At 73.8% G+C, this 12,961-nt stretch carries 12 protein-coding genes; 3 read left to right on the forward strand and 9 right to left on the reverse strand.

The genetic code is table 11. The features are described 5' to 3' along the window. Positions 1–19 precede the first annotated feature (19 nt). Positions 20–709, forward strand: a complete 690-nt coding sequence (locus ACT26F_RS07765) for a cutinase family protein (protein ID WP_471669938.1) — start codon at positions 20–22, stop codon at positions 707–709. Positions 710–719: 10 nt separating this feature from the next. Here the strand turns inward: ACT26F_RS07765 and ligA are convergent, their stop codons facing one another. After that, a complete protein-coding gene (ligA, locus tag ACT26F_RS07770; protein ID WP_471669939.1) occupies positions 720–2,993 on the reverse strand; it encodes an NAD-dependent DNA ligase LigA in 2,274 nt (757 codons plus the stop codon). Between the two features lie 73 nt (positions 2,994–3,066). Between ligA and ACT26F_RS07775 the strand changes: the two genes are divergently transcribed. Continuing rightward, positions 3,067–4,068 carry a DNA topoisomerase IB gene (locus ACT26F_RS07775; protein WP_471669940.1) on the forward strand — a complete coding sequence of 334 codons (1,002 nt, stop codon included), beginning with the start codon at positions 3,067–3,069 and terminating at the stop codon, positions 4,066–4,068. A 24-nt stretch (positions 4,069–4,092) separates the two neighbouring features. On the opposite strand, the gene ACT26F_RS07780 is transcribed toward ACT26F_RS07775, so the two are convergent. Beyond that, complete coding sequence (locus ACT26F_RS07780) at positions 4,093–5,004, reverse strand: uroporphyrinogen decarboxylase/cobalamine-independent methonine synthase family protein (RefSeq protein ID WP_471669941.1); 912 nt, start codon at positions 5,002–5,004, stop codon at positions 4,093–4,095. Between the two features lie 99 nt (positions 5,005–5,103). Between ACT26F_RS07780 and ACT26F_RS07785 the strand changes: the two genes are divergently transcribed. Then, positions 5,104–5,625 (forward strand): GNAT family N-acetyltransferase, encoded by a 522-nt coding sequence (locus ACT26F_RS07785; protein ID WP_471669942.1) that lies wholly within the window; start codon positions 5,104–5,106, stop codon positions 5,623–5,625. A gap of 7 nt (positions 5,626–5,632) precedes the next feature. Here ACT26F_RS07785 and ACT26F_RS07790 read toward each other — a convergent pair whose 3' ends face one another. The 7 genes from ACT26F_RS07790 to ACT26F_RS07820 are packed head-to-tail and all read right to left on the reverse strand — an operon-like array spanning position 5,633 to position 12,961. Further along, entirely contained in the window at positions 5,633–6,697 is a 1,065-nt protein-coding gene (locus ACT26F_RS07790; RefSeq protein ID WP_471669943.1) for an NAD(P)-binding domain-containing protein, read from the reverse strand. A gap of 45 nt (positions 6,698–6,742) precedes the next feature. Further along, positions 6,743–7,828, reverse strand: a complete 1,086-nt coding sequence (gene mnmA / locus ACT26F_RS07795) for a tRNA 2-thiouridine(34) synthase MnmA (RefSeq protein WP_471669944.1) — start codon at positions 7,826–7,828, stop codon at positions 6,743–6,745. After that, on the reverse strand, positions 7,825–9,033 hold the full coding sequence (locus ACT26F_RS07800; RefSeq protein WP_471669945.1) for a cysteine desulfurase family protein: 1,209 nt from the start codon (positions 9,031–9,033) through the stop codon (positions 7,825–7,827). The genes mnmA and ACT26F_RS07800 overlap by 4 nt, the downstream gene beginning before the upstream one ends. A 26-nt stretch (positions 9,034–9,059) precedes the next feature. Further along, the gene (locus ACT26F_RS07805; protein WP_471669946.1) at positions 9,060–11,705 is read right to left on the reverse strand and encodes a hypothetical protein; all 2,646 of its coding nucleotides are present in this window, start codon (positions 11,703–11,705) and stop codon (positions 9,060–9,062) included. A gap of 19 nt (positions 11,706–11,724) precedes the next feature. Beyond that, a complete protein-coding gene (locus tag ACT26F_RS07810; RefSeq protein ID WP_471669947.1) occupies positions 11,725–12,153 on the reverse strand; it encodes a TadE/TadG family type IV pilus assembly protein in 429 nt (142 codons plus the stop codon). Further along, complete coding sequence (locus ACT26F_RS07815; protein WP_471669948.1) at positions 12,150–12,572, reverse strand: TadE/TadG family type IV pilus assembly protein; 423 nt, start codon at positions 12,570–12,572, stop codon at positions 12,150–12,152. The genes ACT26F_RS07810 and ACT26F_RS07815 overlap by 4 nt, the downstream gene beginning before the upstream one ends. Then, positions 12,569–12,961 carry a TadE/TadG family type IV pilus assembly protein gene (locus tag ACT26F_RS07820; protein ID WP_471669949.1) on the reverse strand — a complete coding sequence of 131 codons (393 nt, stop codon included), beginning with the start codon at positions 12,959–12,961 and terminating at the stop codon, positions 12,569–12,571. The genes ACT26F_RS07815 and ACT26F_RS07820 overlap by 4 nt, the downstream gene beginning before the upstream one ends.

Here is a 12,961-nt window from a genome sequence, read left to right on the forward strand (position 1 = left end):
CTGATGCCACGATGTGCCCATGAGACTGCCAGCCGCGATCGCGGGCGCGCTGCTCCTCGCGGGCTGCGGCTCCGGGGCCGCCGAGCGCCCGGCCGACGCCTGTCCCGACACCACGATCGTGGGGATCCGGGGCCAGGGGCAGTCGCCGGAGGCCAACGGCGGACTCGGCGCGGAGGTGCGCGGCATCGCCGCCGCGCTCTCGGACCAGCTCGGTGGTGACGTCGACGTCGAGGCGATCCGGCACCGCAGCCGACCAGCGGGGATGACCGAGTACACGCAGGACGTCGACCAGGGACGCGAGCTGCTCCGATCGGCGGTGCGGACCGCGACGGCCGACTGCCCGGACTCACGCCTCGTCGTGATCGGCTTCAGCCAGGGCTCGCAGATCGCCCGGGAGGAGTTGGCCGCCCGACCCGCCCTCGGTCGCAAGGTCGATGCCCTCGTGCTGGTCGGCAGCCCCGTGCGAGACCCGCAGTCGGACGTGCACCGCGTCGACCTCTCCGGCCCGGAGCCGACGAGCCCCGGCATCCTCGGGCCCGGGCCCGACCTCGGCGACCTCACCGAGCGCACGGTGGAGGCCTGCATCACCGGAGACGTCGTGTGCGCGCACGACGGGACCTCGCTCGACTACTCGATCCACAAGCACGCCTACGAGGATCGCGACGTCCAGCAGGCGATCGCGGACGCGACGGCCGGCCTGCTCGGCTGAGTGACGCCGGTCAGGCCAGCGCGTCGGGCCCGCCGTCGAGCAGCTTCTGGAAGCCGGCCTCGTCGAGGATCGTGACGCCCAGCTGCTCGGCCTTCTCCGCCTTGGACCCGGCGTTCTCGCCGACGACGACGTAGTCGGTCTTCTTGCTGACCGATCCGGCCGCCTTGCCACCCGCGGCGATGATCGCCTCCTTGACCGAGTCGCGGGTGAAGTTCTCCAGCGAACCGGTGACCACGAGCGTGAGCCCGTCCAGGACACCGCCCGCCGTGCTCGCCGCCCCCGGCCCGGGATGGTCGGGGATCGCGAAGCGCACCCCCGCGGCCGACCATCGCTCGACGATCTCGACGTGCCAGTCCACGGCGAACCACTCGAGCAGCGAGTCGGCGATGATCCCGCCCACGCCCTCGACGGCGGCCAGCTCGTCGCGCGAGGCCGCGCGGATCGCGTCGAGCGAGCCGAAGTACTGGGCCAGGTCGCGCGCGGCGACCGGACCGACGTGCCGGATGCTCAGTGCCACCAGTTGGCGCCACAGGTCCTTCGTCTTGGCCTTCTCCAGCTCGTCGAGGAGCACGAGCGCCTGCTTCGACGGTTCGCCGGACTTGACCCGGAACGGCGAGCGACGGACCGGCTCGCCCGCGTCGTCGAGCTTGACCTCACCGGTCTCGGCGTCGCGCACCACGACGTCGACCGGCACGAGGTCGTCGAGTGTGAGGTCGAAGATGCCGGCCTCGGTCTGCAGCGGCGCGCCGTCGCCCTGCGTGAGCGCGGCGGCGGTCACCTCGCCGAGCGCCTCGACGTCGAGCGCGCCGCGCGAGCCGATGTGCTCGACACGGCCGCGGACCTGCGCCGGGCAGGCCCGGGCGTTCGGGCACCGCAGGTCGATGTCGCCCTCCTTCATCGGGCGGAGGGCGGCACCGCACACGGGGCAGTGCGTGGGCATCACGAACTCGTGCTCGCTGCCGTCCCGGCGTTCCACGACCGGACCCAGCACCTCGGGGATGACGTCGCCGGCCTTGCGCAGCACGACCGTGTCGCCGATCAGCACGCCCTTGACCTTGACGACGTCCTGGTTGTGCAGGGTGGCCTGCCGCACGACACTGCCGGCGACCCGGACGGGCGCCATGACGGCGAACGGCGTGGCCCGGCCCGTGCGGCCCACGGACACGACGATGTCGAGCAGCGTCGTCTGGACCTCCTCGGGCGGGTACTTGTAGGCGATCGCCCACCGCGGGGCCCGGCTGGTCTCGCCCAGCTCGGGGTGCAGCGCGAGCTCGTCGACCTTGACGACGACACCGTCGATCTCGTGCAGCAGGTCGTGCCGGTGCTCGCCCAGCTCGACGACGCGGGCGATCACGTCGTCGACGGAGCCGTAGACGCGGGTGTTCGGGCTCGTGGGCAGGCCCCACGACCGGAGCAGGTCGTAGACCTCGCTCTGCGCGGCGACCGGAGGGCGGTCCCAGGCCCCGATGCCGTGCACGAACAGGGCCAGCGAGGCGATGCGCTCACGCCCGGCCTCGAGCTCGAGGCCGTCCTTCTTGTCGAGCTGCTGGCGCAGGCCGCCGCTGGCGGCGTTGCGGGGGTTGGCGAAGGCCGGGAACCGCCGGGCCGCGGACGCGTTCGCACGCTCCTCGTCGACTCCACGTGCCGTGGCCTCCGCCACGACCCGGTCGCGCAGCTCGGCCTGGAACGCGTTGAGCCGCTCGAACGCGGCGATGCCGATGAACACCTCGCCGCGCACCTCGACGATCGGCGGGTGCCCCGACCCGGAGAGTCGTTCGGGGATGCCCTCGAGCCGGACCGCGTTCACCGTGACGTCCTCGCCGACCCTTCCGTCGCCGCGGGTCGCGGCGGAGGTCAGCACGCCGTGCTCGTAGCGCAGCGAGATCGCCAGTCCGTCGATCTTGGCCTCGGTCAGCCACTCCACGTGGCGGCCGGCCGACCGCTCGGCCTTGGCACACCACTCGCGCAACTCGTCGGCGGAGAAGACGTTGTCCAGGCTCAGCATCCGCTCCGCATGCTCGATCGGCGCGAGGGCGGAGTTCGCCGCGGCGCCGACGTTGAGCGTCGGCGAGTCCTGGCCCTGGAGCGCCGGATGGAGCCGCTCGAGGTCCTCGAGCCGGTGCATCCACGCGTCGTACGTCGCATCGTCGACCAGCGAGGTGTCGCGACCGTAGTACGCGTCGCGCGCGCCCTCGATCTGCTCGGTGAGCTGCGCGACCTCGGCCCTCGCGGCATCGATGCCGGGATTGTCCGCTGGCAGGTCTGAGCCGGGTGAGTCCGCCATGGGAGCGAGCCTAGTGCGCGGGCCCGACAGTGTTCGGGTTGCCGAGCCGCCGTGGGTTCGTAGGGTGCCGAACATGAGACTGCGCCGCGTCACGACCCGGACGAAGGGCTGGACGCGCCGTCGCGCCGGGGGCGGCTGGAGCTACCTCGACGAGGACGGCGCCATCCTGACCGGCGAGGAGCGCGAGCGCGTCGAGTCCCTCGTGATCCCGCCGGCGTGGACCGACGTGTGGATCTGCCCCTGGCCGAACGGTCACCTGCAGGCGACCGGCGTCGACGAGGCGGGCCGGACGCAGTACGTGTACCACCCCGACTGGGTGCGCCGGCGCAACCTCGAGAAGTTCGACCGGGTCAGCCAGATCGCGACGTCGCTGCCGCGGCTGCGCGAGACGGTCGTCGAGCACCTCGCCCTGACGGACGGGTCGCGCGAGCATGCCGCGGCCCTCGCCGTGCGCCTGCTGGACTCGGGGGCCTTCCGGGTCGGCAACGACGTCTACGCGCGCCAGGGCAGCTTCGGCCTGACGACGCTCGAGCGCCGTCACGTGCGGGCGAAGGGCGATGCGCTCGTCGTGAGGTTCCTCGGCAAGTCCGGCATCGAGCACGAGGTCGTGCTCGACGATGCCGAGGTCGTCGCGGCGCTCAACCGCATGCGACGGCGGCGCGGCGGCGGACCCCGCCTGCTGGAGTACCGCGCCGCGGCGGCGGTCACGGCGCTGGACTCCGCCGACGTCAACGAGTACCTGCGCGAGCAGACCGGGCTCGACGTCTCGGCCAAGGACCTGCGCACGTGGGCGGCGACGGTGCTCGCCGCGGAGCTGCTCGCGCTCAGCGACGAGCCCGGCGACACGACGACCTCGCGGACCCGCGCCGTGCGCGACGTCATGAACGAGGTCGCCCTCGCGTTGGGGAACACCCCCGCCGTCGTGCGCAGTGCGTACGTCGACCCGCGGCTCGTGAGCCTGTACGAGTCCGGGACGGTGATCTCCCGCCGGACCTTCGAGAGTCTGACGACGGAGGCGGAGCGCCGCGCCGCCGTCGAGAAGGCGACCCTGCGGCTGCTCCGCGACGCCGACTGAGGAGGCAGGCGGCATGGGGCCGCCTCAGCCGAACGACGCGGCGACCTTCTTCGTGCGCTCGAGCGTCGCGCGGGCGGCGGCCGGCGACTCCCCCGCGAGGCCGCACGGCGGCGTCGCGACCGTGCGGGCCGCGAAGGACTCGGCCTCGAAGCCGAGCCGGCCCATGAAGTCCTCGATGCGCGCCGCGTCGCCACCGCCGGGCCACAGGTCGACTCCGGCCTCGAACGCCTCGGCCCAGGCATCGCCCGGGCGTGCGAGCGCGAGGTCGAACGAGATCGCGGCGAAGCCCGCGCCCGCCACGAGCGCCACGGGGACGTCGGGGGCGCACGAGTGCAGGACCGGCGTCGCGCCACCGTCGCGGATCGCCGTCGTGAGGTGCCGCAGCATGGCGTCCGCCTCCGGGGGCTGGACCGTACGGTGCCTGCCGAACCCGGACGCCGTCGGCACCGAGCCCGCGAGCACCGCGGCCATGCCCGGCTCGTCGACCTGCACGACGAGGTCGGAGTCCGGGAACCGGCGGCGCAGGTCGGCGACGTGGTCGCGCAGTCCCTCGGCGAGCGCCTCGGCGAGGTCACGCCGCGCGCCGTGGTCGGCGAGCAGCTTGTCGCCGCGGGGTCGTTCGACCGTCGCCGCGAGGGTCAGCGGCCCGGTGACCTGCTGCTTGACGGTGACGCGCAGACCGTCGAGGAGCTCCTCGAGTCGATCGAGGTCCTGGGCGAGCAGCGACCGGGCGCGGCGCTGGTCGATCCCCTCCCCCGGCGCGAGCCGCCAGCCCGCCGGCTGCAGGTCGATCGGCAGTGGCACCAGCCCGAGCGTGCGGCCGATCATGCCGGCCGGCGCCCCGCGGGTGGGCAGCTCGGGCACGAACACGAGCCCCTCGTCGCCGAACGCGTCGACGACGAACCGCGCGGTGAGGTCGAAGTCCTCTCCCGGCATGGACCCGATCCCCGTTGCGCGCACCCGCCCATCCTCCCCCACCGACCCTCGTCCCCGTCGGGTGGCGCAGAGTGGACCGCGAGACGCGACAATCGTCCGGTGACCGTTCGTCCCGCCACCGCCGCCGACCTGCCCGCCCTCGTCGACCTCGCGGCGCTCACCTTCCCGCTCGCGTGCCCGCCCGGCATGCCGCAGGCCGACATCGAGGCGTTCGTCGCCGAGCACCTCAGCCGGGCGCGCTTCGCCGAGTACCTCGCCGAGCCCGAGGCCGAGGTGCTCGTCGCCCACGACGCCTCCGGACTGGTCGGTTACACCCTCACGTTCGCCGGCGAGCCCTACGGCGAGCACGCCCAGATCGTGCGTCGGCGTCCCAGCATCGAGCTGAGCAAGTGCTACGCGGACCCGTCCGCGCACGGCTCGGGCGTCTCGACGGCGCTCATGACGGCGGTCCTCGACCGGGCCGCCACGGCCGGCGCCGCGAGCGTGTGGCTCGGCGTGAACGCGCAGAACTCGCGCGCCCAGCGCTTCTACGCCAAGCACGGCTTCGAGGTCGTCGGCGAGCGGCGCTTCGTCGTGGGCGGTCGCACGGAGGACGACCTCGTCCTCGAGCGCGCGCTCTGACTCCGGGTCAGGCCGACGCGACGTCCTCGCGATCGAGCCGCCGCGCCACCGCCTTGGCCGCGATCCGGCCGGCCCGGTTCGCGCCGATCGTGGACGCGGACGGACCGTAGCCCACGAGCTGGATCCGGGGATCGAGGACCGCGGTCGTCGCGGTCGACGTCGTGGCGCCGAGCTGGATGCCGCCGAGCGGCGAGCGCAGGCGCAGCGGGGCGAGGTGCTCGACATCGGGGCGAAAGCCGGTCGCCCACATGATCACGTCGACGCGCTCGAAGGACCCGTCGGCCCAGCGGACCCCGTCACGCTCGATCCGGGCGAACATCGGACGCCGCTCGTACGCGCCGAGGGCGGCCGCCTCCTGCTCCTGGGGACGCAGCATGAGCCCCGTGACGCTCACGACGCTGCGCGGCGGCAGGCCCCGGCGGACCCGGTCCTCGACCTGGGCGACGGCCTCGCGGCCCTCGACCTCGCCGAACCCGCCCGTGCGCCAGACCGGTTCGCGACGGGTGACCCACACGGTGTCGGTGAGGGGACGGAGCGCGCCCAGGAACTGGACCGCCGAGGCACCGCCGCCGACGACGAGGACGCGCTTGCCGCGGAAGTGGTCCGGGCCCGGGTAGTCGACGGTGTGCCACTGCTCGCCGGCGAACGTCTCGCGGCCCGGGTAGTACGGCACGAAGGGACGCCGCCACGTGCCGGTCGCGTTGACGAGGGTGCGCGTCGTCCAGCTCCGACCGTCGTCGGACTCGACCCTCAACAGGCCGTCGTCGTCGCGCACCGACGTGACGACGACGGGGCGCACGACGGGGAGCTCGTGGTGTCGCTCGTAGCCGGCGAAGTAGGCCGGGACGAAGGCGTTGGCGCGCTCGCGGCCGACCGCCTCGGGCAGGACCTCGTCGGGCAGGTCGGCGACCCGGTGCACGTCGTCCATCGTGAGCGCGTCCCAGCGATGCTGCCAGGCGCCGCCCGGCCGCGGGTTCGCGTCGAGGACGAGATGGCGCACGCCGAGCCGGCCCAGGTGGAACGAGGTCGACAATCCGGCCTGGCCGCCGCCGATGACGATGCTGTCCCACACGTCGGGGTCAACGATTCCGGCGGTCCCGCGATTCCCGACGGGTACTCAGGCTGCGACGGTCCGCGACGTGCGCGAGATCGTGGCCGAGCCGACCACCCGCGTGCCGTCGTACACGACGCACGCCTGGCCCGGGGCGATCCCGAACGCGGGGTCGTGCAGGCGCACGTGGACCTCGTCGCCGTCGACCGTGAGCGTCGCCCGGTGCTCGTCGCCGTGGGCGCGCAGCTGCACGCTGCACTCGAGGTCGCCGACGGGCGGCGCGGCGCACCACAGCGGCTTGATGGCCTCGATCCGGCCGACCGCGAGGTGGTCGCGGGGACCGACCGTCACGGTGCGGCTCACCGGCTCGATGTCGAGCACGAACCGCGGCTTGCCGTCGGCGGCCGGGACGCCGAGCCGCAGACCGCGGCGCTGCCCGATCGTGAACGCGTAGGCCCCGTCGTGCGCGCCGACGACCTCGCCCGACTCGTCGACGACGTCGCCGGGCAGCGGACCCAGCTTCTCGGCGAGCCAGCCGGCGTTGTCGCCGTCGGCGATGAAGCAGATGTCGTGGCTGTCGGGCTTGTGCGCGACCTGCAGACCCCGTCGCTCGGCCTCCTCGCGGACGAGGGTCTTCGGATCGTCGCCCAGCGGGAACACCGACCGCCGCAGCTGGTCCTGCGTCAGCACGCCCAGGACGTACGACTGGTCCTTGCCGTGGTCGGCCGCGCGATGCATCTCGACGACGCCGTCGCGGTCGACCAGCCGCGCGTAGTGGCCCGTCACGACACCGTCGAAGCCGAGCGCGAGCGCCCGGTCCAGGACGGCCGCGAACTTGATCTTCTCGTTGCAGCGCAGGCACGGGTTCGGCGTGCGGCCGGCGGTGTACTCCGCCACGAAGTCGTCGACGACCTCGTCGGCGAACTCGTCGCTCATGTCCCACACGAAGAACGGGATGCCGATGGCGTCGGCCGCCCGGCGGGCGTCGCCGGCGTCCTCGATCGAACAACACCCGCGGGCGCCGGACCGGTACGAGCGCGGATTGCGACTGAGCGCGAGGTGCACCCCCGTCACGTCGTGGCCGGCGTCGACGGCGCGGGCCGCCGCGACCGCCGAGTCGACGCCGCCGGACATCGCGGCGATGAGCCTCATGACGTCCGGCTCCGGACGAGGCCGGCGGCGCGGGCGCGCTCCTGCACCGCGGGCAGCACCGCCAGCAGGCGGTCGACGTCCGCCTCGGTCGAGGTGTGACCGAGGCTGAAGCGGATCGACCCGCGTGCGGCGGCGTCGTCGAACCCCATCGCCAGCAGGACGTGGCTGGGCTGCGGGACGCCGGCCTGGCACGCCGATCCCGTCGAGACCTCGATGCCCTGGGCGTCGAGCAGCATGAGCAGCGCGTCACCCTCGCACCCGGGGAACGTGACGTGGGCGATGTTCGGCAGCCGGTGGTCCAGACCCGCCTGCGGGTCGCCGTTGACGATCGCGTCGGGCACGACTCGCTGCAGCCCGTCGACGAGTCGCGTGCGCAGTCGCTCGATGCGCGCCGAGGTCAACGCCTGGCGCTGGACCGTGAGGTCGAGCGCCGTGCCGAACGCGGCGATCAGCGCCACCCCGACCGTGCCGGACCGCAGGTCGCGCTCCTGGCCGCCACCGTGCAGCAGCGGCGTGGCATCGCGCTCACGCCGGATCACGAGCGCGCCGACCCCGACCGGTCCGCCCAGCTTGTGCGCCGTGACCGTCATCGCGTCGAGACCGCTCGCGCCGAAGTCGAGCGGGACGTAGCCGGCCGCCTGCACCGCGTCGGAGTGGACCGGGATGCCGTACCGCCTGGCCAGGTCGACGACCTCGCGCACCGGCTGGATCGTGCCCATCTCGTTGTTGGCCCACATCGTCGTGATCGCCGCGACGTCGTGCGGGGCCGACTCGACGGACTCGGCGAGCGCCTCGATCCGGATGCGTCCCTGGCGGTCGACCGGGGTCACGTCGATGCGCGCGCCCTCGTGCGCGGCGAGCCACGTGACGGGGTCGAGCAGCGCGTGGTGCTCGATCGAGCTGAAGAGCACGCGGTCGCGCCCCGGGTCCTCGGACCGGCGCGACCAGTACAGGCCCTTGATCGCGAGGTTGTTCGCCTCGGTGCCGCCCGAGCAGAAGACGACCTCGCTGGGCCGGGCGCCGAGGCGCTCGGCGATCAGCTCGCGCGACTCCTCCACGACCCGGCGGGCCCGACGTCCCGACTCGTGCAGACTCGAGGCGTTGCCCGTCCGCTGCAGCTCGCGGTACATGACGTCGATCGCCTCCGGCCACATCGGAGTGGTCGCGGCGTGATCGAGGTACACGCGGTCGCTGACGGGGTTCATGTCCACTCCAGCGTAGTGGCCGTGCCTCAGGAGATCCGGGTCCCCCGGTCCGGCCACAGCTCGTCGACGAGCGTGGCCGTCGTGGGATCCATCGGGGCGCCGCTCAGCGCGGCCTCGAGTTGGTCGACCGCCGCGGAGAGGCCGGCCACTCCGCCGGTGGCGTGACGACTGCGCAGCAGGATCCGCCACGCCTCCTCGTGCGCGGGGTACACGCGCAGCACCGCACCGGCGGCCGCCGCGGCGCCCGCGGGGTCGCCGCCGCCCTCCAGCAGGGTCGCGAGCCGTAGTCCGGCATCGACGACGAGCTCGCCGATCGTGCGCGGCAGGCCGACGGTCACGGTCCATGCGTAGCGGCCGCGCGGCGCCTCGTCGAAGGCCGGTCCACGGACGAGCTTGAGCGCTCGGCGCAGCAGGCCGATCTCCTCGCGCACGAACTCGGCACGACGACTCGCGATCACGAGATGGCGGAACCCGTCCCAGTCGCACACGACGTCCGGGCCGAGCGACAACCGTCCGTCGGTGCCCTCGCGAAGTCTGTGGCTGCCGTCGCGGTCGGTGCCGAGCCAGCTGCGCGCACGGTCGATGTTGGCGTCGCGCACCTCCGGCGTGACGCCCAGCGGCCAGACCGCACCGGTCAGCACCGTCGGGTGCACGCCCTCGGGGTGCACCGCCAGGAACGCGACGAGCTCGGTGAGCGTCTCCGCGCGTCGGTCGTCGGGTTCGGTGGGCGCGTCGACCACGACGGTTCCGAGGATGCCGACCCGGCACGTGGCGGTGAGCCACGCGGCGTCGTCGGCGTCGCGGCGTGGCAGCGCGACCGCGACCCGGTCGTCCTCGCCGGGGCGCGTCGCGAGTCCGGCCGAGGCGAACAGCGCCGCCACGGCCTCGGCATGGCGCGCGCCGATCCGGTTCGCCGTGACACCCAGCCCCAGTTGGGGCACGTGCAGGGTGCCGTGCTCGTCGACGTGGAGGCGCCAGCGCGCGGCCTCGTGGTCGCCGATGGTCACCGCGGCCAGACCGGGGGTGCCCGCCGCGAGCGTCGCGAGTCGATGCATCGCGAACCCGGGCACCGTCGAGCCGACGGCCAGGACCGTGATCTCGTCGTCGCGGCGACGACCGCTCAGCACGTCGTCGCGCACGCCGCGATCGAGGTCGGCTGCGGCCGCCTCGACGTCGTCGACCAGGGTGATCCGCTCGGTCACGGCGGCGATCGCCGGCGGCAGTCCGCTCGCGGCGACCCGGACGCTGCGCGACCACGGGCTCACCGCTGCCTGCAGGGCGAGCGACGTGACGATCTCGCCCGCGACGTGCAGGTCGCCGCCGATCGTGATGAGGCCGCCGGAGGAGGCCAGGTCGACCAGCACGTCGCGGCCCTCCGCGTCGACGCCGAGGCTGACGAGCGACGGGTACGCCGGCGCGACGTCCTCCGGCGGCTCGAGATCGGTGAGGTCGCCGGCGAACCGCCAGAGCGAGCCGCCGTCGAGCGACTCCCAGCCGGGTACCGCCTCGGGCACGGCCGGCGCGAGGTGGAGCAGCACCTCGTCGTGTCCGACGACGGCCGCGTACGCGACGGGCACGGCGACCGCGGACCGGTCGCACGCGAAGGTCAGCTGGCGCAGGACGGCGGCGAGCGTCGCGGCGCGGCCCGGGTCGGCGGCGAGCCGCAGGTCGGCCTCGACCTCGCGCGCGTCCTCGTCGGGCTCGGTGCCGGGCCGGCGGCGGCGCGCGACCGCAAGCGCCGCGAGCAGCCCGCTGGCCAGCAGCCCGGCGCCCATCCACCACTGGGTCGTCTCGGGGGCGGCATCGGTGACTGCCACGTCGGCGGTGTCCGCCGAGGCGGTGCTGCCCGCGCCGGGGCCCTGGCTGCCGCCGGGGGCGGGAGTCGCCGGCTGGGGAGCCACGGGCACGCGATCGACACCGACCGCATCGGCGGGCAGGACGAGCTGCCATCCCGGCTGGATCAGCCGGGCCAGCTCGAGCCGTCGCCCGTCGACCTGCACCTTGTCCTTGTTGAGCTCGTAGATCTCCTTGTAGCGCAGACCGCTGCCGAGGTGCTTCTCGGCGATGTCCCACAGGTTGTCGTGGTAGCCGTCACGCGGAGCCTTGACGGTGTAGACGAGCTCGCCCTCGATCCGCTGCTCCACGCGCTCGGCACGCGTCGGCTTCGACTCGGCGGCGGGCGGGGCGTCCACGACCTGCGCCGCGACCGGGGTCGAGCGGGGCGCGACGTCGTCGGCCGCCGACGCCGTGGCGGCACCGGCCGGTCCGGCCACGAGTCCGGTCACCAGCAGACCGCCGACGAGGGCGCGCGCCAGGTGCTGCAGCGGACCGGCGAACGGCACCGTGCGCGCCAGTCCCCCGCGCCGGGTCGCGACGACCTCGAGCGCGACACAGCCCACGAACACGAGCCAGACGATCCACACGACCGCCACGAGGACGGTCACGAGGTCGTCGGGTCCCAGCTGACGGGCGAGGTCGCGCACTCCGGGCAGCTCGGTGGGGATCGGCGGGGCACCGCCGAGCAGCACGAGCGCGACGGGAAGGCCGACGAGCAGGGCGAGCAGACCCAGCGCGGCTCCGACGCGGGACGCGGTCGACCCTCCCTCGGCCGCCGGTTGCGGCGCCAGGTCCTCGAAACGGGTGGCACCACGGGTGGTGGTGGGATCGGTCATGGTGATCTCCTCGTCCGTCTCAGGCCGTGGCCGCGGTCGCGGTGGCCCGCGCCGTGACCGGGTACTCGTTGATGCCGATGAGCTTGAGCATCGTGGTGTCGCTCGTGTCGTGCAGCTCGACCGCGACGGAGTCCGCCGTCACGGTCACGCTGAACTCGCCGGGGTCGTAGCCGCGGGCCGACAGGAAGTCCTGGGCGTACATCCGGGCCAGGCCCGGGTCGATCACGAGGGCGCCGCCCGCGCGCAACTGGGCCACGTCGACCGCGTTGGCGCCGGCCCGGGCCGCCTGCTCGGCGTCGTCCGCGACGCGCATGCGGGCGTTGATGCCCATGCCGCCGTCGATCACGAGACCGGCGCACAGCATCAGCACGACCGACATCGCGAGCACGAAGATCGTCGCGCCGCCCCGCTCGCGCAGGCTGCGCCGACGCGGTGCGAGGCCGCTCATCCGAACCTCCGGTACTGGTCGATCGGGGCGCTGCTGCTGGCCTCGAACTCGCGCGTTCCGGTGAGTCCGACGAGGCCGAGGCCGGTGTTCGAGACGCGGCACCGGACGGTCACCTCGACGACGCCGCCGGCCTCGAACCGGCCGCCGATGTCGGCGACGACGCACGACGAGAAGGAGTCGTCGGCATCACTGTCGCGCGCGGCGTCGAGGGCGGCGTCGCGGGCCGCGCCGCTCGTGCGCTCGAAGGAGGCCGCGCGAGCCGCGTCGCGGGCGACCGACTCGATGTCGGCGCGCACCGACACGTAACGGCCGCCGGCCAGCACGAGCAGCAGGAACATCACGAGGATCGGCACCATGAGCACGACCTCGACGGACATCGAGCCGCGCTCGCGAGTGGCCGCGGAGCGGAACGGGATCATGGTCCGGTGTCCTCCTCGAACTCCTCGATGTGGCCCTGGGAGACCTCCTCGACGCGCGGCGACGCGAGGAACGGCAGCAGCTGGTTCGCCCGGCCGGACACCGTCGCGCGCATCGTGTCGCCCACGCGCACGACCGTGACCTGCGGCGACTGCAGGACGCCCTGGCCGAGCTGCTGCGCCGACGACACGCCCTTCTGCCGGCCGAGGTCGGCATCGCCGGTGACCCGCGCGACGCGTGCCGCCTCACGGGCGGAGGCGCTCGCGGACTGCTTCGCGAGGTAGGTCAGCGAGAACTGGATCGTGATGATCATCGCGATCATGAGCAGGGGCGTGTACAGGACCAGCTCGATGGCGCTGGTCCCCCGCTCGTCCCGTGCTCGCGATCGCAT

This window comes from Aeromicrobium sp. SP1, assembly GCF_055663785.1.